Raw genomic sequence first — 24,725 nt, forward strand, 5'->3', positions numbered from 1 at the left:
AACTATTTTCTGTTGCAAGCGTTTTCACTATTATTATAGTCCTTTTATTACTTTTAGAAAAGTAAAATACTTAAATATTTAAATATTTTTTATTTTCATCAACCACACTCCCATAAAACTGCATATTTTATTTTCAAAAAGTATGTTCGAGTATTTACAATCATCCCTTCCCTTCTCCAAATAAAAACAAAACCTCAGCTATGTTGTATTAGCTGAGGTTTTGTTTTTTCACGAAGTAATTGTGTATTTGCTCTATCGCGTTAACATCCATTAATTCTTTACCGTACTCCATGATGCGATAAATGGTTGCTGTAGACGGATTACCGTATTCCGCTAAAATAGCTATAAAATCCGCCTTTAACAATTGAATTTGTTCCTCTTCTTCCACCCAAAGATAGAAGCGCTCATCCCACGTATATAGCTTTCCGCCAGTTACACCAAGGTTATATAAGCGATTCGACAGGTTAATTACGTCATCTAGCGTAGCAAACTCATATAATATATGCTCACTTTCATCTAGAGTCACTTGCATTTCAATAAACTCGTCACGGAACTCATCATCTGTATCCATTTCTTGATTTTCTTTCGTTACAATTACAACCATCCCTTGTGCTTGTAGAGAAAACACTTCAACTGCAATCGGACCATCTGCTTCAAACCCTAATTCCTTATTTGCTTCTTGCATCATATCACGAAATAATTGCTGTACTTTCGGTGCATTTCTCCATAAATCTTCTTTCGTTAATCCTCGTTCAGATAAATCATCAAATGTTAGAAAAATTTTTATCTTATTGTAATTTAATCGTTCCAGCCTCATCTCATACCCTCCCTACGTAACCAATGCATCTAATTTTTATTATATGAAATAGAAAATAGATGGTTCTTTTCGAACAACTATTCCGACATTTTTAACCATCCATCCCATTCTTCTTTCGTATCACCAATTAAGATTGTTTCAATGTCCAACTGGTTTAGAACGCCTAGCTTTCCGATAAATCCAACAGAAAGAGATTCCCTTTTTTCTTGTAATAAATTTATAAAGTTCATCGTCTTTTTCATTTCTTGTTCGTCAGCAAAAGATACAAATACATATTTCGGCTGTATTTCCTCTACCGCTGATAACATACCATCTTCAGCTAAGCTTGTCCTAATATATATCGCCTCATATCCTTTTAAGCGTAAATAAGTTGAAAAAATAAATCCTTTCAATGCATCCTTTTCTAACACAATAACTTTGTGTAAAGAGGAAAACATTGAGGCATTGTGATACACCATCCCTAGACGCGTTTGTAAAAATGATAGTGCATATTGAAATTGCACCATTGAAATCTCATTATTATTTTTTGACGTTAATAATTTGTCTGTCACTCGAAGAACAATACTGGCAACAACCTTCTCTGTTGAATATATACTAAAAGCTTCGTTTAATAATGCAGCAATTGTAATTTCATCAAATTTTAACAAAGCTTGTAGCAAATCGTCCACTAAAACAACTTCTTTATCGAAATGTATCTCTTTTTGAACTGTACTCTGCAAACGATTCTCTTCTAATAATCGAACTGCTTGTCCAATCATCATACCGGAAGAAACTTTTTCCATTAACCATTTTAAAATTTGAATATGCTCTTCTGTATATAAACGATGCCCAGCTTGATTCCGCTTTGGGGCAATAATTTGATATCGTCTTTCCCATGCACGAAGCGTACTCGGCTGAACTCCAATTATATTCGAAACGGCTTTTATATTGTATTTCCCATTAAGAGTTGGCATCATTTCCCTCCGCACAATGTAATGATGTGTGTTTGAGCAGGTGCTCGGAAACGAAGTGGTATCAATGTTGTTCCATACCCATTACTAACAAAGAGAATCGTATTTAAATGGTTATATACGCCACCTTTTAAATATTTTTTAGATGGGAATAATCGGATTTGCCCTCCATGCGTATGGCCACTTAACACAAGTGAAATCTGTTCATTTCCAGACATTTTTTTTATTATATCAGGGTTGTGACTAACTAGGATACGAAAACCATCTTCTTTACAATCCGCCAATGCCAAATCTAGACGATCACGGTGCAATCCAACATCATCTATACCGAGCAAACAAATTTTCTCGCCTAATTCAGACTCAAATACCACTCTTGTATTATCTAAAACTTTTACGTTATTTTCTAATAATAACGCATCTAATTCATGATATTCTATCTCATAATCATTGTTTCCCCACACAAAATATACAGGAGCTATCTCTCTTAACTTTTGAATATTCGCAGAGATTTTTGATAAAGAGACACCTTTCTCTGCTAAATCTCCTCCGATAATTACGAGATCTACTTTTCCTTTTACTTGTTCAATTAACAAATTCGAAATGACTCTTCTATGAATATCAGAAATAAAAAACACATTTACTTTTTGAAAACTTTTCGGAAATTCTTTAAATACTAAAGTATGTTCCAACACCGTATTACGCATCGCTTCTTTATACATCACAAGAAGCAATAAAATCCCCATGCCTATGAGAGTACTGAATAATATAATCCATATCATATTTTTGACTCCCCTCCTCATAAAGATAATCCTAGGCTTTTATAACAAACGGTGATCGCTTAACTCACTAGCTTTCTTGCTTTGTGGACTTATCTTTTATCGGAATTTTTAATTCTTGACCTGCACTCACTTCATCTTCTTGCAAGTTATTATACTTTTTAATTACTTCAATTCCATTTCCATCTGAAAAATATTGCTTCGCTATACTTTCTAAAGTTTCTCCCTCTTTCACAGTATGCGTTATTACTTTTTCAGAATGTTTCTGCGACTCAGATTTAGCTGAATCAAAGAAGATTACTTCAAACGCACTTTTTCCGGCATTATTACTATCACCCTTCACCTGAATATATTTATCCGTGTACCACAAAATACTAATCGGCAGCAGAATGAATAGAAATGTTAAAACCCGGACAAAAATGTGATTTATTTTAAACTTTTGTTTTTTTTCTTTATTTCTATGAATTTCACTACGCGGCGGTAAACTTTCTTTTTCTTCCACTCGCTCAACTTCTAATTCCTCTTCAAAATCAGGAATTCGTTTCCTCATGTTGTTCACCACCACCTTCCATTTATTTTCTTAATTGGAGTCCCATTATAAAATCAACAAGAAAGTGTGCAAAGATTGTTATAAACAAATTTCCTGTCCATTCAAATACATAACCAAAGACAAAACTAATGAAACAGACGAAACAAAACAAAAATGGCTTTGTTATATAACGAATATGTAACACTGCAAATACGAAGCTCGCAATTACAATTCCAAAATGAGTCTGTACTACACCTCTAAATAAAAATTCTTCTGCAAAACCAATTAAGAACGTAATAACGAGTAAGTGTAGAACGGACATTCCTCGAAACATCTTATCGTTAATACCACCATCATCAAACCAAGACTCCGGAAACACTCGCATTGCAACATAATCTAATAACACAATACCAATCGCTAACAAACCACCTATAATAAGTATAGATACTGGTTCCCATTTCCATAAATTAAAGACTTCTTTTACATCTTGAAATAATATATATGCCAGTAAACAGCCAATACCGATAATAATTAACTGTGTTATATATAGATTCAGCCTTATTTCCTGCGGACTCATATCTTCAACATTATGCCTTTGAATGTTCATCATTCCTCCATCTTTTCTAGGCCGAAAAGCTTTTGTAACTCTGTTTCCCAATTATAGTCGAAATCCGATTGTTGCGCTCGTCTTTTTTTATAATCTTCTTTTATAATACCGCAATAATCGCAGCAATTAATTAACTCTTGCTCTTTCCTATAACCGAACTGTTGCAGCACATATTCACGTCTACACCCTTTAACTTGTATCCATGATTTCATATTTTCTAGCTCACTATATTTATTACGCAACCTTATTTCTACTTCAGCTATTAATCGGTTCATAATTTCATCTGACAAACCTTCTAATAATAATCTTCGTTGTTGTATAATTCCAACCTGTTCGAGATGATAACGAACGAAACGCCAATATTGCTCATTAAATCTTGCTGCATTATAACAAATTTCTTCTACATCTTCTATTGGTAATTCTTTCGTTTGAAACATTCTTTCTTGTAGTAAAGAAAATAAAAATTGTATTTGTGACTTACTTGGCAATTCATCCTCAATGATTGAAATTGGTAAATCATGATCCAACGGACTACATAATAAAATAGCTATACTCGGTTCGCCATCTCTTCCAGCTCTTCCGATTTCTTGTAAGTAAGAAGCTATATTAGTTGGATAATGAAAATGAATAATATATCGCGTATTCGCCTTATTTACCCCCATACCAAATGCACTTGTGCATATTACAAGTTGCAATTGATCGTTCATAAACTGCTGTTGAATTAACATACGCTCTTCATGTTCCATACCACCATGATAAAAAGCTACACCAGTAACACCTTTCCCTCTCAAGTATTCCGTTAACCTTTCTGTCCACGCTCTACTTGAGCAATATACAATCCCCGGCCCTTGTAAATACATCACCTGCTCTAAAAGCGCCTCTTTCTTTTCTTCTATCGTCTCTACAAATTGCACATCCATTGCAATATTAGGACGATCAATAGAGTATACATGTTCCGCGGCACCCTTTAAATTTAAACTATTTGCGATATCCTGCAGTACCCCTTTTGTCGCTGTGGCTGTCAATGCTAATACTGTAGGAGAACCAATATTTTCAATAACTACATTTAGTTTTTTATAGTCCGGTCTAAAATCATAACCCCATTGAGAAATACAATGAGCCTCATCAACAACAAATAATGAAATATGAATTTTCTTCAATTCCCTAATTAATAACTCCGACTGTAACATCTCTGGTGAAACAAAAATAAATTTATATGAAGATAATTTTTTCATCGCTTCTCTTTTTTCATTTAATGTCCGAAAACTATTAAATGCTATTACTCGGTTTTTCACAACATACTTTAATTGTGTCACTTGATCTTCCATTAAAGATAATAACGGTGATACAACAAGCACTGTTCCTTCTCGCATAAGCCCCGGAAACTGATAGCACATAGATTTCCCTCTTCCAGTCGGAAGCATTGCTATCACATCTTTTCCTTCTAATAAATCTGTAATAACTCCTTTTTGACCTGGACGAAATTCAGAATATCCAAACCACTTATATAAATATTCTTCAAGTTTCATTTACACCCTCCATCCGCGCTAATACAAGACGAACTTCAAAATAAGAGATATCTTCTCCAACCGCTTGTTTCAAAACACGTAACTTCCGCGTTTGCAATGCTTCAATTACTTTTATTACTTTGTCTATCTTTTCTTTTTCCATAAACATTTCAATAGAAAAATCTTTTTCTCGCAAAGCAATTTCAACAAAATGATCTTCTATCGTTGCAACCTTTAAATTCCGAATCGTCGCTATTTCTTCTAAAGAACGTCCTTGTCTCCAAAAATTATATGTTTTTTTCGTGGATAAACTAAATAATTCAGCTCTCTCATTTGGATAAGATATAATTTCAGCTAATAGTGGAAATTCATTTTCTTTATCACGAACTTCTTGTATAAAGAAATGCATTGTACCCCAAAATAAAAAATACACCCTGAATATATCTTGTTTCGTAATTTCTGCTAATTGTTGCAATGTACAACCAATACGTTCATAACCCGTTAGTCGATATGTTACAATCGTCGCTTCTATCGTATTGCTCTTTTCTAAAAGATTATGTACTTCCGTCCATAGTTTTCTCGCCAACTCACTTCTCTTATATGGTATTCCTGTTAGAAAACGTTTCACCCACATCATTATTTCTGTATCTTGCTGAATTGGGATAAACTTCGTATTATTCTGTTGTAAATTTGATATGGTTTGAATAATTAATGATAATCTTTTCCAAAATGTTTCACCTAATTCACCATAATGTAAACCATGCAAATGCGCCGGAAAAGCATAAACTTTCCCCCATTTATGTAACTGCATTTTACCCGTAGGTGTTAACACATATGTATTTTCATGTATTTCTTGAATAAAATTCGCTTGCAACAACTTTGCAACTTCACCATCATAGTCATTTCTATTCAATGATTTATATATTCCGAACAAAAAAGAAATTCGGAACATATTTCCATCTTGTAAAGTTTGCGAAGAACGTTTGCCCTTTAGTAAATAATAAATAGAAGAAACGGTTCTTTCACCATTCAATTGTTTTAAACAATGCAACAAAGTATATTGTATTTGCATGACCGCTTCCACCTTCCAATCTTAATTTCATTCTTTTCAGTACAATTACACTATCTACTTTCGCTCATTAAACTTATCATATAAGAACTATATACTTGTATATATTCTATTGTATCAAACGAAATCATATTTACGTATTTTGAAAATCTTATGACATAATTAAAAAATGAGTTGACACTCTAATTGATAAGCATTATCATTATAATTTTATGTTGAAAAGTTTTACAAACCGTTTTACAATAAGGTTATAATTTTTATGGCGAGCTTTTCACATACATATTATCAGGAGGGAAAAAAGATGGCAAAATATACAATCGTTGATAAAGATACTTGTATTGCATGTGGTGCTTGTGGCGCTGCTGCACCAGACATTTATGACTATGATGATGAAGGTATTGCATTTGTAACATTAGATGATAACCAAGGTATCGTTGAAATTCCAGATGTATTAATTGAAGATATGATGGATGCATTCGAAGGCTGTCCAACTGACTCAATTAAAGTTGCTGACGAATCATTCGACGGAGACGCTTTAAAATTCGAATAGTCTTTTATTAACTTCAAAAAATGCCCCTCATATTGATGAGGGGCATTTTTTGTATCTAAATTTTATTTTCCTTAATAAAAAACCATTAGTAGTTTCACACTACTAATGGTTTTAATATATATTATGCATTTTTCATTTTTGCAAACACCCATACTTTCAGGCGTGAGAATAATGCTACAAATACAATTGTTACAACAATCCCTTTAATTAAATTAAATGGTAAGATTGCCGTTACAACCGTTGTTCTTATAGCTTCGCTAGACATAGCCGGTGAATTTAAAAACCAAGTGTAAGCCGGGAATATGATGATGTAGTTTAATACACTCATAATAAGTGCCATTGTAATTGTCCCTAGCATTAATCCTGTAGTTAAACTCTTCACAGTACGATACTTTCTAAATAAGAAAGCTGCTGGTCCAATAAATAAGCATCCTGCAATAAAGTTTGCAATCTCTCCAACTGGTACTCCCGTTAAACTTCCTTGAATCCCGTAATGTAAAATGTTCTTTATCGCCTCTACAATCACTCCTGCTACTGGTCCAAAGATAATTGCTGCAATTAGAGCTGGTACATCACTAAAATCAATTTTCAAAAATGGCGGAAGCCCTGGGAACGGAAAATCTAACATCATTAGTAAATATGCAATACTACTTAGCATCGCTACACTCACCATCTGCACTACACTGTTTTTTTGTTTCATCTTTCTCTCTCCTTTTCCATCGATCATCTCATGGAAAGTGGAAAGGTTCTGCTATGCCTATTTTTTCATAGAACGAAAAAACCCTTTGTGTTTTACACAAAGGGAGAATTTAAGGCACATCAAACAGACGTTCAAATCCATATCTTTTTTGAACGCTTGAACCTCCATCTTCTCCCATCCAGACTATACTGTCGGCTTTGGAATCACACCAAATCCTGCCTTAACGGCTCGCGGGCTTAGAACAAAATCATAAATAGTTCATCACCGCCGGTCGGGATTTTCACCCTGCCCCGAAGATAGACCGATATTCTATTTTCCCCTTCATTATACAACAACCTCATAACATTGTGAACTAAAAAATTGTAACTTATTTAAAATTAGTTATTTATTTTTCGTAACAAAAAAATAAATTGCGAGATATTTTACAATACAATCCATATTTTTTATTATTCGGCATTTCTCTTTTGAATTACCTAGTCATATATAATTAAAAGTGATAAGATATTGAATTGTTAAGATAAGAACATTTTCTGAGTTATGGAGGAAATGTCATGAAAAAAGACAAGAGACATTCTATTCGAGAAGCAATGAAAAAAAACTTAAGAAAAGAATACTTTTACTTAAAAAAAGAATTACTTTTCTACTGCCCAATTGATTTAGGCACATTCTCAAACGAGACATACTATGCTACTTTCGATGAAGATGGCATCAGTATTTATCAGTATGATAAAAAAACAGAAAGTAAATTAAAATTGTGTGAGCGTCATCCGTGGAAGAGTTGGAATAAAGTGAAGATTGATCACTATTTGACAACTTCTCAATTTATTTTTCAGGGTGAGCGAAATTGGATCTTATCTCTTTTTCAAAAAGGAAAAGAAGCTCAAAAAATTATTGAAGAGCATACATCTTTACAAACAGAAGTTGTTTCCCGCTCTTTCTTAAAAAAACTTCCTGGTTTTCGTTCTAATACACCACTGAATAAATACATCGGTAGTATTTGTTACACTGCACTTATTGCATTTTTATTAAAATGGATGATTCCATTTCAAGCACCACAAATCGCCCTGTATTCTATCTCGATTGGTTGTATGCTTCTTGGCCTACTTTGTTTGACAATCGGTTTAATTGAACCGACTATCGTACTGTTTCGAACAAAAGAGAAAACAAGAACAAAAGTTTTTTACTTATATAGCTATTTAGCTATTTCTGGATTTATATGTGTCTTTATTTTTTGGTAAAAGAAGCCGTCCCAAAATAAATTTTGGGACGGTTTTCTTTTAGATATAGATGCTCTAATTCACTCAATAGTTCTAGCAAAAGCGCCCATATAATTTCATTTACATTGAACCTTATTTAAGAAGAACATAAATTTGTTCAAAGTTTAATTTTTGAGATGTTTCCTTCACTTAACATATAATTGTTGATTAGGATAAATTAGCTCTTGCTGCAATCCATTTTTTTCTTTAATTTCCTTAAGTGTCATACTAAACTTCCGTGCAATACTAACTAAAGTATCCCCTTTTTGTACGACATATAATGATGAAGAAACAACTTCATTTCTTTGTTCATTTAAAACAAGCAATGGGTTCATCGCATTCTTTTTCGCCATCGTCCATCTTCCTTGATGAAGTTCTAGATGTAAGTGTGCACCTCGCGATTCTCCCGTGTTCCCTACTTCTCCAATTTTTTCTCCTTTGGAAATATAATCTCCCTGCCCCACATATCTCTTATTTAAATGTGCATATACAGCCTCATATTCTCCGTGTTTAATAAATACAACATTTCCATAACTACTTGAATAATAAGACTTCGTTACCCTACCATCTTGAATAGCTGCCACAGGCGTTCCAATCGGCGCAGCTACATCAATACCATAGTGTTTTCCATGCCTTGTCCCAAAATAATCACTTATCTGACCTTCAACAGGCCATGTCCATCGATTTTCCTCTGCATAAACATGTAATTGAGATACAAACAGTATACTCAATAACATGACGCCGCATTTTAAAACTTTCATATACATCCTCCGTTTTCTAATTACCACCATACCTTCTCTATTTTGGTATATTACAGAAAAAAGTATACAAAAAAAGAAAGTGAATTACTCCACTTCCTTCTCTTTCTTATCACGAAAAACTAATGCACTACGGTTATACTCCACATCTTTCACTTGTAATCGGGCATTTATTACTCGAGCTATCGCAAACAAATAATCAGATAATCTATTTACATACTTTAAGACAACTTCATTTATTTTCACTTCTTTTTGCAATGATACTATAGAGCGTTCTGCTCTCCTTACAACAGTACGTGCAATATGAATAGTAGCCGCCGCCTCGCTACCACCTGGCAAAATAAAGCGTTCTAATGGCGGGGCTTCTTCTATATATAAATCAATCTTTCTTTCTAAACTTTCAACCATCTCAATTGTCACTTTATAAGGAATTTTTTGTTCCACTATTGCCAAGTCTCCTCCGCAATCAAATAGTTCATGTTGAATATTTTCGAGCTCATTGTAAATATCTCTAAAAGCCTTGCCTTGAACCTTAGTCATTGCATATCCAATATGAGAATTTGCCTCGTCTATTGTTCCATACGCTTCCACACGGATATCATCTTTATCAACCCTGCCACCTATTACACTTGTCGTTCCTTTATCTCCTGTTTTTGTATATAATTTCATTTCTTCACAGCACCTCTCTTGTTATTTTTAATTCGACCAAGATAGAAAAAAGTTCTACCATTCTTTATTTAATTGAGTTTACAAAAAAATAAAAAACAGCAGAACTTTATTCATTATCAACTTTAAAAAATCATATCTAAATTATACGATTCGGTAAATATACAGAGAATGTAGTTCCTTCTCCAACAACACTTGATACAGAAATTTTACCGTCATGGCCTTGAACAATATTTTTCGCAATTGCAAGCCCGAGTCCTGTTCCACCCTTTTTCCCACGTGTTCTTGCTTTATCAGCTTTATAGAAACGATCAAATAAAAATGGAATATCCTCTTCTGGAATGCCTACACCCGAATCTTGTACTTCAAAAATGAGGCCATTATTTTTCGTATCAATTACAAGCGTTACATGTCCACCCGCATTCGTATGACGAATTGCGTTATCAATCAAGTTCGTCAACACTTGTTCCATCCGATCTGCATCAAACGCATATTCTTCAATCTGATTCCGGAAATCAACTGTTAGTTCAACTTCTTTATCCTTTGCAATCCCTTGGAATTTACGACCAATTTTTTCCACAAACGGATGTATGTCCACTTCACCAATATGTAACTCTACGTGACCGCTTTCCATACGAGCTAAATCTAACAATTCATTTACAAGTTTACCTAAACGAACGGATTCATCATAAATGATTTGAACAAACTCATCTATTTCCTCTTTCGTTTGCACAATATCATCTAAAATCGCTTCACTATACCCTTGCAGCATGACCATCGGTGTACGAAGTTCATGTGATACATTCGCAATAAAGTCTTGACGCATTTTCTCAAGACGACGTTCTTCCGTCATATCTCGCAGTACCGCTACAGCCCCACGAATTTTCGTTTGATTGTAAAGTGGTGTCATAAGAACTACATAGTTCCCTTTTTGTAAATTAATTTCAACAACTTGTTGTTGCTCGCTTTCTACAACGAGATGGAATAGTTCCACAAGTTCAGAAGGTAATTTTTTACTTAACTCTATCTCTTTTTCTTCTTGCCAAACTTGTAAGAAATGTTCAGCCGGTGGATTAATAACTACGACTTCACCTTCTTGATTTAACGTAATAACTCCATCTGCCATACTACTCAAAATACTAGCTAACTGTTCTTTTTCTTGCTGCAAAGCATTCATATTAAACTTCAACTGTTTACCCATTTGATTTAAGGCCGTTGCCAGCTCACCAATTTCGTCCTGAGATACCATAGGAGCCTTTGCATCAAATTTCCCACGTGACACTTCAAAAGCAACCTCACGCATTTTACGAAGCGGTGCTGTAATCCGAGTAGATAAGAAGAACGCAAAGAAAGTTGTTAATATAATCGCAATCCCAGCGGCTAAGAAAATGAAATCAGTCGTTCTCTCCATATCTTTTATTGGCACTTGTAAAGATTCATATACGAACACTGCGCTTTGATTTTTTGATTGCACTGGTTTCCCAACGATCACAATATCATTTTCAGTGCTTTTATTCTTTCTACTATCAGAAGCTTTTCTAATGTTGTTCTTAATTTCTTTTTTGTCCGTAAAAACAGCGGCTAATTCTTTATCTTCTTTTAAATTATCCATTGTAAGGGTGACTAACCCTTCTTGTTTCGGTGAAGAAGAGATTTCCTTGCCATCTTCTACAATAATAATCCTTGAAAGTGGATCAGAGAATTTGTACGCGATGTTCTCAATCGTTTTTACATCGGCACCTTCTTCAATTAATTCCGTAACACTTGTTGCGACTTTTTGAAGTCTATTTTCACTCATATCAACATAATACGTTCTAAAAAATTGTGAAAGTAAAATCGCAACAAATCCAAGAACAAACGAAACGAGAAGTAATATGGTCATCCATAACTTCCCTACTACACTTCTCCAAAGCATCAGTCGTTCACAACCTCAAATTTGTAACCTACACCCCAAACAGTAACAATCATTTTCGCTGCATCTGGTGATTTTTTGCTTAACTTCTCACGTAAACGCTTTACATGTGTATCAACTGTACGTAAATCTCCGAAGAATTCATATTGCCATACTTCTTTTAACAGCTGCTCACGATCGAATACTTTATCAGGAGCTTTCGCTAAAAATAATAGTAACTCATATTCTTTCGGCGTTAAGTTTACTTCATTGCCATCTGCAGTAACACGGTGTGCATCGTTATCAATTGTTAAGTGAGGGAATACAGTAACATCTTTTGTCGTTGTATCTTGTGTAAAGAATGTTGTTGGTACAGCACGACGTAATACCGCTTTCACACGTAGCACGACCTCACGTGGACTAAACGGCTTTACAATATAATCATCTGTTCCAACTTCAAATCCTTGTACTCTATTTACTTCTTCACCTTTTGCTGTCAGCATAATAATTGGTGTCGCTTTCTTCTCACGAACCCCTTTACATACTTCAATGCCATCTTTACCAGGCATCATAAGATCTAATAAGATTAAATCGTAATCATTTTGCAACGCCATTTCTAAAGCTGTATCACCATTATCTGCTTCTTCAATCGTATATTGTTCTCTTTCTAAGTACATTTTCAATAAACGACGAATACGATCCTCATCATCTACAATTAAAATTCTTGATTCATTTTCCATCTCTACCCGCTGCGTACTCTCACCTCAGCGGTTCACACCTACCCTTCTTTAACTATTATGTTGCGCTATTCTCGTTTATTTAAGCAATCTTCTAAATGTTTCACTTCCCATATTATGCTTCACAAGAATAATAAATTTTGTTCAATTTTTTTCCAAAACTATGTATTTTTTTTGAACTGTATATAATGTCCTCGACATCATTTTACAAAATCAACCGCTACTTTGTCATGTTTTTCTCAAAAAAGAAGAAAAGTTGACAAAAATAAAATAGGAAAGTGACATGCACTCTCCTATTTTATTTCTCTATGCATATGAATGTAAACCGGCAATAATTAAGTTTACTACAATAAAGTTAAACATAATGATTGCAAAACCAATTACTGCAAGCCAAGCTGATTTCTCCCCATGCCACCCTTTAGATAATCGTAAATGTAGTACTGCAGCATAAAAGAGCCACGTTATAAGTGCCCAAACCTCTTTCGGATCCCAGCCCCAAAAGCGCGTCCACGCTATTTGAGCCCAAATCATCGCAAAAATTAATGCACCTAATGTGAAAACTGGGAATCCAATTGCAATAGATCGATATCCGATTTCATCTAGTAGATCACTATTCGTATTCTTTACTAACGGCTGAAGTGCCGCCGATACTCGCTTCCGTAAAACGAGTCTTAATACAATATACAGTAATGTTCCAACTAACACTGACCAAATAACAGTATTTAATTTTTTTGCATTTACAATTGCTGGAACTTCAACTGCCGGTTCTAATTTATTTTCTGTCAGTAACTTCCCTTCATGCGGTCCAACTAAAGCCGGAAGATTGTACTTCATTTCCAGTTGTTGTTCATTTTTATCAATCCATTGAAACTTCGCTTCATATTTCATACTAGAAAATACCGTTGTTACTCCAATAAATCCAACTGTACAAACAAGTGTAAATACTACCGTCTCTAGCCAAAATGTACGTTTACTTCTCGTCGATTGATCTACATTTTTCAATAAATACATAACGCCTGTAATAAAACTAATCGCTAAAATGGCTTGTCCTGCTGCTGCAGTCGTCACGTGAATATGTAACCAATTACTTTTTAAAGATGGAATAAGCGGAGATATTTCCCTCGGAAACATACTTGCATAGGCAATTAATAAAAGCGCAACTGGTAATGCAAATAGTCCGATTATGCTTACACGGTACATAAAATACATGACAATAAATGCTCCTACAAGCATCATGCCGAAAAATGTACCGAATTCAAAAAAGTTACTAACTGGCGCATGCCCTGATGCAATCCACCTTGTAACAAAATATACTGTTTGTGCTATAAACCCTAAAATTGTAATCGTTATTCCTACATTTGCCCATTTATGACCCTTTTCTTTAATGGCTCCCCCAAAAAATAGAGTCGCAATTAAATATAAAATAAATGCGGTAAAGAGAAAGTTACTACTTATTTGCACCATATCGTTTCCCCACCTTAACTAATTTTTTTATCAATTACTTTATCATTTGGCTGTGGAATTGCTGTACCTTCTATTACTCTTTCAATATCTTTCTTTAAACCGAACCAATTTTTATTTGTATGCCCTGCAATCCACCATTCATCATTAACACGTTGTATCCAAATACGGCGATGATTCCAATACATACCTTGAATGACACCAACCATAAATATAAATCCTCCAATGCCGAGAATCCAAAGCGTTAAATCTTTTCTTACAGTAAGTGCTGTTGCATTTTGCATTTCAACACCTGCAAACGACATTTTATATTTGTTGTTTCCATCTGGTTCTATATTTTGCTGAATACCAACAAAACTCACTTCACCATCTGGTGTTTCAGGTGTAAACATTTTAAATACAAATGCAGGATTGTTTGGTAATTTCGTTTTCGTATTTGGTTTTCCATTCTCATCAAAATAAAAATCAGGAAAATAGCTTAATAGTTCTAGAGAATAACCAGTTCCTAAATCATATTTTTCCTTAGGATTCGTTAAATCTACTTTAATCGGTCCCCACTTTTGATTATTTTCTTTATTTTGTAAGTTAAAGGACATACTTTTAAATTCACTTTCTTTATAATCCACTTGATACACTGCAAATTGATCAAATTTCAGTGGTTCATTCACTCGAATTTCCGCTTCTTTTACTTTTTCTAATTTCGGTTTTTGTCCTGCTATATTTTCTCCTACTGCTTTATATAATACGGCATTCGTTTGGAAGTTTTTCGCAATCATTTTATCGCCTACACGATCAATCGCTTCATCAAAAACTTCCTTATCCTTACTTTTATCATAAACTTCTTTTATAAATTTCTCGTTTTTTAAGTAGTATTGTCCATCCGTCCCTGGTATCTCTTTCGTTTCACCGTCACGTAACCAAAGTGCTTCGTCTACGTACATACTCGGTAAAAAACGAAGCATCGCACCGAATAAAAAGATAATAAGACCGATATGATTTACATATGGACCCCAACGCGAGAAGCGTCCCTTTTCTGCTAAAACGTTTCCGTCTTCCACTTTCACGTTATAGTTTCTTTTCTTTAAATTCTTTTGCACTCTTTCCAGGTCACCTTCTTGCGGTGTACCAGTCCCATATAATCTCTGTCTCTTTAAAAAGCTAGGATGTCTTTTTACGCCTTGCTTTTTTAAAGCTTTATAAAGTGGAATAACACGGTCTAAACTACATATCACAAGTGAAATACCGATAGAAGCAATCAAAATCATATACCACCATGAACCGTATAAATTATTAAACCCTAATTGATAGTATAATTGTCCTAAAAATCCGTATTCTTGTTTATAATATTCAGCTGGTGCAATCCCTGGAGTTATGTACATTTCTTGCGGAAAAATAGTTCCTATCGCTGATGCAGCTAAAGTTATTACGATTAGCCATACACCCACTTTTACAGAAGAGAAAAAGCTCCAAATTTTATCGATTATCGTTTTTGTCTGCGTGAGAGATCTCCGTGCACTCCCCTCATAGCGCATATCCAATAGTTTTGTATTTTCATTGCTTTCAAATGGTTTCCCGCAAGCTTCACAAAAAACGGTTCCTATCGGATTAACATGTCCACATTCACATTTAATTTCTTTCAACACTCTCACCGCCCCTGTATCTATATGTACTATTGTATATTCTAACCTCAAGTTACCGCAATACTCAGAATTTTTAAACCAGAGGCACTATAGACACGCACCCCTTATGTAAAGGCTTTCTTTATTACGGAGTAATTTTCTTTAAATACCCTTCTAACTGTTCTTTCGTTTGTTCACCTATAATTTGCTCCACTACTTTTCCATCTTTATCAATCAAAAAGCTTGTCGGTAATGGACCTACTCCATATGTTCCTATAATCTTTTGTCCTTTATCAATGGCAACTGGGAATTTCAAACCATACTGGTTCACAAAGTTCTTTACTGCAATATCCGTTTCATCTGCATCTAACGCTATGATTTCAACACCTTTTTCTTTATACTTTGGATATAATTCATTCATATAAGGCATTTCTTTTTCACAAGGTTTACACCACGTGCCCCAAAAGTTTAAAAATACACCTTTTCCCTTTAAATCTTTTAGTTCAATTTTCTTCCCTTCTAAATCCGTCACAACAAAGTTAGGTGCTTCTTTTCCGATTTGCATTTTCTCTTTATTAGCAAAGAATCCTTGATAAAGGGTAAATCCTACAGCACCACATAAAATGAGTAGAATAATAACGCGAAATAATAAGCGATTTTTCTTCATATTACTTCTCCTCTCCTCGATAAATGTTATGTATTATCTTCTGTAAATGTTGTATTGAATAAATCACCAGCAGAGCACTCCACTGGTGAATTTTTAACTCTATAGCTTATCTCGGCTTTGTAGAAGCAAGCGCGCGTAATTGTTTCACCTCATGTGGTGTCAATTCTCTCGCATCACCAGGTCGCAGGCTTCCTACTTCTAAGAAAGCATAACGTTCACGTTTTAATTTCACTACTTTACAGTCTAACGCTTCAAACATACGACGTACTTGACGATTACGTCCTTCATGAATTGTTAATTGTACAATAGCCATTTCTTTACGCTTGTCCCAAGAAATAATTTTCACACGTGCTGGTGCTGTTTTACCGTCTTCTAACGTAACACCGCGTTCTAACATGCGAATTTTCTCACCTGTTAATGGCCCTTTTATTTTTGCAACATATGTTTTTTCAACTTTATATCTAGGATGCATTAATACGTTTGCGAAGTCCCCATCGTTTGTCATTAATAATACGCCAGACGTATCATAATCTAAGCGTCCGATTGGGAATAAACGTTGTGTAATTTCCGGGAAAAAGTCCGTTACAACACTTCTTCCTTTATCGTCTGATACACTTGAAATTACGCCAGTTGGTTTATATAGTAAAAAATAAACAGGTTCTTCTTTTTCAAGAGGGATGTTATTTACTTCTACTTTATCTTGAGGAGTTACTTTTGTCCCTAACTCCTTCACTATTTTTCCATTAACTTTCACTTTTCCTTGCTGAATTAATTCCTCAGCCTTTCTTCTCGATGCAATACCTGCTTGCGCAATCACTTTTTGTAATCGTTCCATTTCTTTTTTTCACCTCGAATTTATCTTACCTTACATTAGAAAGACTTGGCAACCGCATACGCTTTACGGCTATTCGCTTCATCTTACTTAAACAACATAGCGATGATAATAAACATATAAAGGTCAAATCATGTTTTTACCCTTTATTATTGTCCATATTTTTCATATTTCTCACAATAAAAGTTCATCATTTTGTCAAAAATACCACATAAAAAAACCACTATTAAGCTACACCTTAATAGTGGTCGTATACGTATTATAAGCGAAATAGCGTAAAAAATGAATAGTATTACTGAAACAATAAAGAAACGAACACAATTGAGCATATAATCCCGATTAAATCTGCAAAAAGTCCTACTTTTAGTGCATCCCCCATTTTTCTGATCCCAACCGCTCCAAAATATACAGTTAAAATATAGAAAGTCGTATCTGTACTCCCTTGCATCGTAGAAGCCAATCTCCCAATAAACGAATCTGGCCCATATGTGGCAATTAAATCGGTCGTAATACTTAAACCAGCAGAGCCTGAAATAGGGCGTATAAGTGCTAGTGGAACAATTTCTGCTGGAACATGGATCAAATCTAACATTGGCTTCATTACCGATATCATTGCGTCTAACGCACCTGAAGACCGGAATATAGAAATAGACACAAGCATTCCAACCATAAACGGTAAGATGGAAATTGCAATTTGAATCCCTTCTTTTCCTCCCTCAACGAACGATTCATACGTCGGTACTTTCTTTATTGTGCCATATAAAAGGATAAAACCAATTACACAAGGAATTACCCATAAGGAAATTGTATTTACAATACTCATTTTTTCCGCCCCTTTCTACTCCTTCTTCGGTAAAAATAGCGGTCAATCCAAATTGCTCCAATCATAGAAAGTACTTGTGCAATAAATGTTACCCCAACAATTTCAGTAGGATTCGCTGATTCATACGTCATTCGAATGGAAATGACTGTCGTAGGAATTAATGTAATGGCTGATGTATTTAATGCTAGAAACGTCACCATAGAACGGCTCGCCGAATCCTTTCCTCCATTTAACTCTTTCAGTTGTTCCATCGCTTTAATACCAAGAGGGGTTGCTGCATTACCTAGACCAAAAAAGTTTGCCATCATATTTGATAGAATAAATCCCATAGACGGATGATCCTTTGGTATTTCTGGAAACAACCTTTTTACTATCGGCATAAAAAGTGTAACTAATTTTTTTAACAATCCGGCTTCCTCTGCAATTTTCATTAAACCGAGCCAAAATACTAAAACACTAATAAGTCCTATACAAATCGTTACCGCATCTTTTGCTCCGTCAAATACAGCTTTATTCACTTCTTCCATCGTTCCATTTATCATGGCGTATACAATCCCAATGACAGCCATCGCTACCCATACGAGATTAACCATCGTTCCCAACACCTATCATGTAAGAAAAAATTTCTTTCACATTATTCCAGTAAAGTCCCGTTGTAGCTACTAACTTCCGTTTACTATAAAATAAATTCCGTTCTCCAACTTTTTCATTACCAACATAAATGTCTGTCTTCCCAACCTTTACTCCATCCGTAAGTTTTATACTTTTATGGAGTTCAACTTTTAATACTACGTTCTTTTTTTCTTCTTCAGTTAACGGTACCGAAAAACTATTTTTCGTATAAACATGGTTGGCATACTTCTTTTCATTTATTTCAGCAATTGCTCCTTGTCCTAAAACTTTCGTTTGTTTGAAACGTTCAAAACCTTTATCAAACAAATTCATATGATCATCCCAATCACTAGAGGCACTCAAAGTTACGACAATTAAATCTAGTCCATCTTTTGATGCCGTTGTCACAAGCGTTCGCCCAGCTTTCTTCGTAAAGCCTGTTTTTCCTCCTGTTGCAAATTCATAATAAGACGTTACCAGCTTATGTTTATTTTTCCACGGGTAATCCCAAGAATCTGATTTATATGTTTTGGTTCCAAAGATTTTCTTAAATGTCTCGTTTCCCATTGCATATTTCGTTAATAATGCCATATCGTAAGCCGACGAATAATGTGATCCATCTCCATCTAAGCCATGAGGGTTTGAGAAGTGCGTATCTTTCATTCCAATTTCTTTCGCTTTTTGATTCATTAAATATACGAATCCATCTATACTCCCACCCACACTTTCAGCAATTACTTGCGCTGCGTCATTACCAGATCTAAGCATGAGTCCGTATACTAAATCTTCTAACTTCACTTTTTGTCCAGGCTTTAAATAGATTGCCGATCCTTCCACCCTCACCGCTTCATTACTAACTGATACCATTTCTTTCATCTTCCCTGATTCAGCAGCTAATAAGGCGGTCATAATTTTTGTTATACTAGCAATTTTTTGAGGCTCATGTTCTGCTTTTCCGTATAATACACGACCAGACTGTTGCTCCATTAATACAGCATTTCGAGCACTGACATTGCTGTTCATCTTTGCATATGTAGGAATCGGCATAACGCTTGCATACATCATAAGAAGCGTAATGATTACACAAATTCGTCTCATATTTCCCCCCACGTCCTTTTGGCACTTTTTGTACAAGTGTATGCTTGGCCTTTTAAAATATGAACGAAATCTTCCTTCTACTTCCATTAAAAAAGACGCAGAGAATTTGCGTCTAATATGGTGTCCATTCAATTTGTTTCGCAGTTTCAAACCTTTTTTCTACATCAGGCCAATTTACAACATTCCACCAATTTTTAATATATTCATCTTTTCGATTTTGGTATTGTAAATAATACGCATGTTCCCAGACATCTAGTACAAGGAGCGGTATCGTATCCCATTGTGTAAATAATTGATGAAGTGTACTTTGCAAAATTTCTAACCTTCCAGACCGGGGTACCCAAACGAGAATTGCCCAGCCTGAACCTTCTACTTTAGAGGCCGCTTCTGTAAAATGTTTTTGGAAACGTAAAAAGCTCCCAAAATCTTGTTCAATTTGTTGTGAAAAAGCTCCTCTTGGACTTCCACCACCGTCTTTTTTCATGTTATTCCAAAATATCGTGTGTAAGTAATGACCTGACCCATGAAAAGCCGCTTCCCTTTCCCAATGCTTAATTAAATCAAATTTATTTGTTTTTCTCGCTTCTTCCATCATCTTCTCTGCTTTATTTAACCCTTCCACGTAACTCCGATGATGTTTATCATGATGTAACATCATAATTTCTTTAGAAATATACGGTTCTAATGCATTATACGGATAAGGTAATGGCGGGAGTGTATGTCCTCCAATCGGGACAGCTCGTTCACTATCCCCTCTTTCATATAATTCATATTCCTCTTCTTCTTGCATAAATACTTCCTGCAAGTGATGCTGAATATGTTCTACATCATCGCTTATTTCATACATAAACTCTGCATCTGTTTCATACTCATGCTCTTTCATACGCTCTAATAACGTCTGAATTTTATAGGCAAGCATATGGACATCATACACTTCCATTGCGCGGCTATCTAATACGTGAAGAACACTTTCACACCAATTTTCTACTTCATGAAAGTAATCTGTAAATACACCTTGCTGATTCATGTTGCACCTCCCTAATGCTATCCACTTAACTATATTCAATGAAAATCCCTTATATAACTGTACAAAAGGAAAAGAAGCTAAGTAACCTTAGCTTCTTTTCCTCAATCAATATTTGTGCAACATCTTTGTCTGATAATCCGTCTCATAATATTCTAGTTCTTCACGCATCAATTGAAATTTACCTTCTAAACTCTTCATCACTTGCTCCAAAGATGCAGGTGGTGTTTGTTGAAAAACGATAGAATTTTTCCCTGTATATGCAGACCGACTATTTTCATACCAATGATCACTCTTCGGTGAAAAAAACTCTGCAATTACTTGATGGTAAATCTTATATAAAATTTTTTCAGCTGCTGTTTTTCGAAATGGCTGGCTATTCAACAAAACAAAACATGCATCCTGTCCTTCTTCGCAAAAAACGAGAAGTCGTCTCATTGATGCTAATACCCCTTTATAATATTGCTCATTCCCTGCTGGTGTTTCCTCTAATAAAGAAGGTAACGTATGATAATTTACATAATTGGTTATCATATTAATAGCATCTTCTAAAAATATAGAAACTTGTTCTGTTTGATTTTCAATCATCAAATTAGACATTTTTCTCTCTCCTTTGCCATTTCACGCTATTTCTACTCTTTTATTTTTATGTAATTCAGCCAATATTTCTTGTACTTTCGACACCGTTCCCTCATCAAAATATTGTTGAAATTCTTCCATATTATTTAAATACAAACGTTTTTGCGCACGAAGCTCCTTATCTTTCACTAAACAACATATCGCTACAATATCACGCAAATATATGTTTTGTTCTTCTACTTTATACACTGGATTTCCTTCAAAAGGAGTAATTTCTTGTAAAACTTCTTCAAAATATCGAACGTATAAAACCGAAAAAGTTTTCTCTTTACCATTTAATATATATGTCACTTCAGATCTGTTAAAAAAATCTTCTGATGTATTAGGTTTCGCTTTTTCTAACTCATATCCTACGTAACCTTTTATAATCATATACTCCCCTCCCCCTCTTTCATCTTATTCTAACTTAATTTTCTGATAAACAAAATATTCTTTTAAATATACCTATATAAAAAATAGCTCGCCTATACAGGAATTTACCTTTTTATTTTTCTTGAAGTTTGTCATAATAATATTATTGTCTCAGTTTTCTTATACAAGGAGAGTTGTATTTATGTCGTTTTCATGGAAACGTTTCTTACAAATCGGGAAAATTGTCTTCCCATTTGTTGTATTAACAATTGTATTCTTTCAAGCAAAAAAAGAATTAGCGGGCATTTCTTTTTTAGAAGCGATTGATACAATTAAAAACATTCCAACTGGAGGAGTCTTTTTAGCAATTACACTTGGTGCATTCGCTGTATCAACAATGTTCTTTTATGACTATGTTATGCTTCGTTACTTAAAAGCTGATATCCCTGTCCAAAAGATTTTCCGTATCTCGTGGATTGCTAATACTTTAAATGGATTTATCGGGTTTGGTGGTCTTGTTGGAGCCGGCGTACGCACAATGCTTTATCGTCCATATATAAAAGAAAATGGAAAACTTATTAAAAGTATCGCTTGGATGACAACTGCCTTTATTAATGGATTAGCCATTCTTTCATTTCTTGGTCTCATCGGAATATTAGACACGAGATTTATTTTGCATGAAAAACCATGGCTATGGCCTGTTCTTATCTTCTTCGCTCTTTTCGTCCCTATATATATCGGATTTTCTAAATTAAAAAATAGAAAAGCGACGCAAACAGAGGAACAAGAAGAAGAGGAGAAAAACCCAACTGTTTTATACTCATTAGTTTCATTAGTCGAATGGGTATCTGCTGGTATTGTTATGTACGTCATATTACTATTATTTGGCATTGAAATCGAATTCCAAAAGTTTTTAGGCGTATATGTTATTGCTGCTTTAGCTGGTGTCGTTAGTCTTGTTCCTGGTGGCCTTGGATCATTTGATCTTGTCTTCTTAACTGGGCTTGGGCAATACGGCATCGATACAGGTGTTTTACTCCCTGCTATGTTATTATATCGTCTCGTCTATTACATCTTGCCCTTCTGCCTTGGTCTCATTTTTGCAGCTTTTGAAATGACAGGAGTAGCCATTAAAAAGTTTGAAGATAAACCTTTTATTGCGCCTGCATTAGAGACAACTGGTGTTATATGGACTTTGCAGCGTGACTTTCTAGGAAAGTTAGGTTCTTGGGCATCTGCTGCTTTAACAGTATTTGCTGGCTTAATGGTTATTTTATCAACCATTCTACCGACAAGTATAAATCGGGCACACGCCTTACATATTCTAGCTCCAAAACATCTTATTCAATTTTCTTTTAGCTTATCGCTAACATTCGGTATTCTCCTCCTCATTCTTTCGCGGGGGATATATTACGGAACAAAACGTTCTTATTATATGACGATTGTTTCTTTAATTGGAGCGGCTATTTTTAACACACTAAAAGGAATTGATGTTGAAGAAACTTTTATTTTATTAATCGTACTCGCTGTATTGTATATGCTTCGTAAAAGGTTTGTACGTGAGAAAATGGAAGTCTCACTTTCCGATATCGTAAAAGTTTTTATATTCCTACTTGTAACGTTATATTTATATAAAAACTTAGGTATTTTATTTGCAGGTGCAAAAGAAGCTTTCAAACCTGATTTTGTCGTTCGTAATATTACACAAGTGAAACGAAGTGCATTAGCAGCTGCCTTTTTTGTTCCTACTTTTTTACTAATTGGTTCACTCATTGCAAATCGTTATCGAAATGAATTTCCCGGGCAACCAGCTAATGATAAACGATTACACAACTTCTTAGATGAACATGGTGGAAATGTACTTAGTCATTTAGGTTTTTTAGGAGATAAACAGTTCTTTTTCAGTAGTGATGGAAAAGCACTCATTCTCTTCTCAATAACTGGAAAACGACTTATTGTACTAGGTGATCCAATTGGGGACCCTTCCTCCTATCGTACTGTATTGCAAGAGTTTTTAGCTGAGGCTGATCGATTTGGATACATTTGTGTATTCTATCAAATTGAAAGTAAATGGATGAGTTTATACCACGATTTTGGTTATAACTTCTTTAAGCTTGGTGAAGAAGCTGTTGTTGATTTAAATACCTTTACAATAACAGGAAAGAAACGCGCTGGCATGCGAGCTACTTTCAACCGTTTTGAAAGAGAAGGCTATACATTCTCTATTCATGAGCCACCTTTCTCCGACGAATTATATGAAGAGTTAAGAAAAGTTTCAGATGCATGGCTTGGTGGAAAAAAAGAGAAAGGTTTTTCACTCGGATACTTCGATCGTGAATATATTAGTCGCGCTCCTATCGCAACATTATCTGATGCGGATGGAAAAATTATTGCATTCACAACATTCATGCCTGTATATCAAAACGGATCATTATCTGTCGATTTAATGCGATATTATCCAGATGCGCCTAGCGGCATTATGGACGCAATTTTCATCCACTTATTCCAGTGGGCAAAAGAAAATGAATACCACTCCTTTAATATCGGTATGGCACCACTTTCAAATGTTGGTTTATCCACACAGTCTTTCTGGTCTGAACGAGTGGCTGCTGCAATCTTTAATAACGTTCGTTATACGTATAGTTTCAGCGGGTTACGACATTTTAAAGAAAAATATAAACCAGCATGGAGCGGTAAATATTTAGCATTTAGGAAGAATCATTCTTTACCAATTACAATGCTCTCTGTAACAAAATTAATAGGAAAAAGAAAAAACAGCTAAATT

25 protein-coding genes and 1 riboswitch are annotated in these 24,725 nt (G+C 34.7%); of the genes, 3 read left to right on the top strand and 22 right to left on the bottom strand.

Features of this window, described 5'->3' with window-relative positions; genetic code table 11:
* Positions 1 to 208: 208 nt before the first annotated feature.
* From ES895_RS23860 to ES895_RS23890, 7 genes are all read right to left on the bottom strand, one after another.
* Positions 209 to 817, bottom strand: a complete 609-nt coding sequence (locus ES895_RS23860) for a genetic competence negative regulator (protein ID WP_001235402.1) — start codon at positions 815 to 817, stop codon at positions 209 to 211.
* Positions 818 to 894: 77 nt separating this feature from the next.
* Positions 895 to 1,770 (bottom strand): MerR family transcriptional regulator, encoded by an 876-nt coding sequence (locus tag ES895_RS23865; RefSeq protein ID WP_135238705.1) that lies wholly within the window; start codon positions 1,768 to 1,770, stop codon positions 895 to 897.
* Positions 1,770 to 2,546 (bottom strand): metallophosphoesterase, encoded by a 777-nt coding sequence (locus ES895_RS23870; RefSeq protein WP_000637796.1) that lies wholly within the window; start codon positions 2,544 to 2,546, stop codon positions 1,770 to 1,772. Before ES895_RS23870 ends, ES895_RS23865 begins: the two co-directional genes overlap by 1 nt.
* Positions 2,547 to 2,613: 67 nt before the next feature.
* Positions 2,614 to 3,093, bottom strand: coding sequence for a LysM peptidoglycan-binding domain-containing protein (locus ES895_RS23875; protein ID WP_001231553.1), 480 nt, complete (start codon positions 3,091 to 3,093; stop codon positions 2,614 to 2,616).
* Positions 3,094 to 3,115: 22 nt separating this feature from the next.
* On the bottom strand, positions 3,116 to 3,679 hold the full coding sequence (locus ES895_RS23880) for a CPBP family intramembrane glutamic endopeptidase (RefSeq protein ID WP_001025780.1): 564 nt from the start codon (positions 3,677 to 3,679) through the stop codon (positions 3,116 to 3,118).
* Complete coding sequence (recQ, locus tag ES895_RS23885) at positions 3,679 to 5,208, bottom strand: ATP-dependent DNA helicase RecQ (RefSeq protein ID WP_000762979.1); 1,530 nt, start codon at positions 5,206 to 5,208, stop codon at positions 3,679 to 3,681. Before recQ ends, ES895_RS23880 begins: the two co-directional genes overlap by 1 nt.
* Positions 5,198 to 6,259: a YpbB family protein gene (locus ES895_RS23890; RefSeq protein WP_048568845.1), complete on the bottom strand. Its 1,062-nt coding sequence runs from the start codon at positions 6,257 to 6,259 to the stop codon at positions 5,198 to 5,200. The genes recQ and ES895_RS23890 overlap by 11 nt, the downstream gene beginning before the upstream one ends.
* A gap of 298 nt (positions 6,260 to 6,557) precedes the next feature.
* Here ES895_RS23890 and ES895_RS23895 point away from each other — a divergent pair, with 298 nt between their 5' ends.
* A complete protein-coding gene (locus ES895_RS23895) occupies positions 6,558 to 6,806 on the top strand; it encodes a ferredoxin (protein WP_001151993.1) in 249 nt (82 codons plus the stop codon).
* 121 nt (positions 6,807 to 6,927) lie between these two features.
* On the opposite strand, the gene ES895_RS23900 is transcribed toward ES895_RS23895, so the two are convergent.
* Positions 6,928 to 7,506, bottom strand: coding sequence for an ECF transporter S component (locus ES895_RS23900; RefSeq protein WP_000810856.1), 579 nt, complete (start codon positions 7,504 to 7,506; stop codon positions 6,928 to 6,930).
* Positions 7,507 to 7,668: 162 nt separating this feature from the next.
* Positions 7,669 to 7,808: riboswitch (FMN riboswitch) on the bottom strand.
* Between the two features lie 249 nt (positions 7,809 to 8,057).
* Between ES895_RS23900 and ES895_RS23905 the strand changes: the two genes are divergently transcribed.
* The gene (locus ES895_RS23905) at positions 8,058 to 8,744 is read left to right on the top strand and encodes a hypothetical protein (protein WP_000710837.1); all 687 of its coding nucleotides are present in this window, start codon (positions 8,058 to 8,060) and stop codon (positions 8,742 to 8,744) included.
* A gap of 164 nt (positions 8,745 to 8,908) precedes the next feature.
* On the opposite strand, the gene ES895_RS23910 is transcribed toward ES895_RS23905, so the two are convergent.
* From ES895_RS23910 to ES895_RS23975, 14 genes are all read right to left on the bottom strand, one after another.
* Positions 8,909 to 9,523: a peptidoglycan DD-metalloendopeptidase family protein gene (locus ES895_RS23910; RefSeq protein ID WP_000866120.1), complete on the bottom strand. Its 615-nt coding sequence runs from the start codon at positions 9,521 to 9,523 to the stop codon at positions 8,909 to 8,911.
* Positions 9,524 to 9,607: 84 nt separating this feature from the next.
* Positions 9,608 to 10,189 carry a cob(I)yrinic acid a,c-diamide adenosyltransferase gene (locus ES895_RS23915; protein ID WP_000781278.1) on the bottom strand — a complete coding sequence of 194 codons (582 nt, stop codon included), beginning with the start codon at positions 10,187 to 10,189 and terminating at the stop codon, positions 9,608 to 9,610.
* A gap of 136 nt (positions 10,190 to 10,325) precedes the next feature.
* On the bottom strand, positions 10,326 to 12,101 hold the full coding sequence (resE, locus tag ES895_RS23920; protein ID WP_000964697.1) for a sensor histidine kinase ResE: 1,776 nt from the start codon (positions 12,099 to 12,101) through the stop codon (positions 10,326 to 10,328).
* A complete protein-coding gene (gene resD / locus ES895_RS23925; RefSeq protein ID WP_000426861.1) occupies positions 12,101 to 12,817 on the bottom strand; it encodes a DNA-binding response regulator ResD in 717 nt (238 codons plus the stop codon). Before resD ends, resE begins: the two co-directional genes overlap by 1 nt.
* Positions 12,818 to 13,120: 303 nt before the next feature.
* Positions 13,121 to 14,278 (bottom strand): cytochrome c biogenesis protein ResC, encoded by a 1,158-nt coding sequence (gene resC / locus ES895_RS23930; RefSeq protein ID WP_000250081.1) that lies wholly within the window; start codon positions 14,276 to 14,278, stop codon positions 13,121 to 13,123.
* A gap of 14 nt (positions 14,279 to 14,292) precedes the next feature.
* On the bottom strand, positions 14,293 to 15,918 hold the full coding sequence (resB, locus tag ES895_RS23935; RefSeq protein WP_000910547.1) for a cytochrome c biogenesis protein ResB: 1,626 nt from the start codon (positions 15,916 to 15,918) through the stop codon (positions 14,293 to 14,295).
* A 121-nt stretch (positions 15,919 to 16,039) separates the two neighbouring features.
* Positions 16,040 to 16,561, bottom strand: coding sequence for a thiol-disulfide oxidoreductase ResA (resA, locus tag ES895_RS23940; RefSeq protein ID WP_000742194.1), 522 nt, complete (start codon positions 16,559 to 16,561; stop codon positions 16,040 to 16,042).
* Positions 16,562 to 16,667: 106 nt separating this feature from the next.
* A complete protein-coding gene (gene rluB / locus ES895_RS23945; RefSeq protein ID WP_000440556.1) occupies positions 16,668 to 17,396 on the bottom strand; it encodes a 23S rRNA pseudouridine(2605) synthase RluB in 729 nt (242 codons plus the stop codon).
* Between the two features lie 289 nt (positions 17,397 to 17,685).
* On the bottom strand, positions 17,686 to 18,216 hold the full coding sequence (spmB, locus tag ES895_RS23950) for a spore maturation protein SpmB (protein WP_000029514.1): 531 nt from the start codon (positions 18,214 to 18,216) through the stop codon (positions 17,686 to 17,688).
* The gene (gene spmA, locus ES895_RS23955; RefSeq protein ID WP_000247811.1) at positions 18,213 to 18,809 is read right to left on the bottom strand and encodes a spore maturation protein SpmA; all 597 of its coding nucleotides are present in this window, start codon (positions 18,807 to 18,809) and stop codon (positions 18,213 to 18,215) included. The genes spmB and spmA overlap by 4 nt, the downstream gene beginning before the upstream one ends.
* On the bottom strand, positions 18,802 to 19,926 hold the full coding sequence (locus ES895_RS23960; RefSeq protein ID WP_001252636.1) for a D-alanyl-D-alanine carboxypeptidase family protein: 1,125 nt from the start codon (positions 19,924 to 19,926) through the stop codon (positions 18,802 to 18,804). Before ES895_RS23960 ends, spmA begins: the two co-directional genes overlap by 8 nt.
* Positions 19,927 to 20,038: 112 nt before the next feature.
* Positions 20,039 to 20,953: a superoxide dismutase gene (locus tag ES895_RS23965; RefSeq protein WP_001075739.1), complete on the bottom strand. Its 915-nt coding sequence runs from the start codon at positions 20,951 to 20,953 to the stop codon at positions 20,039 to 20,041.
* 105 nt (positions 20,954 to 21,058) lie between these two features.
* The gene (locus tag ES895_RS23970; RefSeq protein WP_135238706.1) at positions 21,059 to 21,550 is read right to left on the bottom strand and encodes a YpuI family protein; all 492 of its coding nucleotides are present in this window, start codon (positions 21,548 to 21,550) and stop codon (positions 21,059 to 21,061) included.
* Positions 21,551 to 21,571: 21 nt separating this feature from the next.
* Positions 21,572 to 21,961, bottom strand: a complete 390-nt coding sequence (locus ES895_RS23975) for a hypothetical protein (protein ID WP_000584363.1) — start codon at positions 21,959 to 21,961, stop codon at positions 21,572 to 21,574.
* A gap of 181 nt (positions 21,962 to 22,142) precedes the next feature.
* Here ES895_RS23975 and mprF point away from each other — a divergent pair, with 181 nt between their 5' ends.
* On the top strand, positions 22,143 to 24,722 hold the full coding sequence (gene mprF, locus ES895_RS23980; RefSeq protein ID WP_000010891.1) for a bifunctional lysylphosphatidylglycerol flippase/synthetase MprF: 2,580 nt from the start codon (positions 22,143 to 22,145) through the stop codon (positions 24,720 to 24,722).
* The last annotated feature ends 3 nt before the right edge of the window (positions 24,723 to 24,725 follow it).

This window comes from Bacillus sp. 007/AIA-02/001, assembly GCF_004634455.1.
In the GTDB taxonomy this organism is placed as follows: Bacteria; Bacillota; Bacilli; order Bacillales; family Bacillaceae_G; genus Bacillus_A; species Bacillus_A cereus.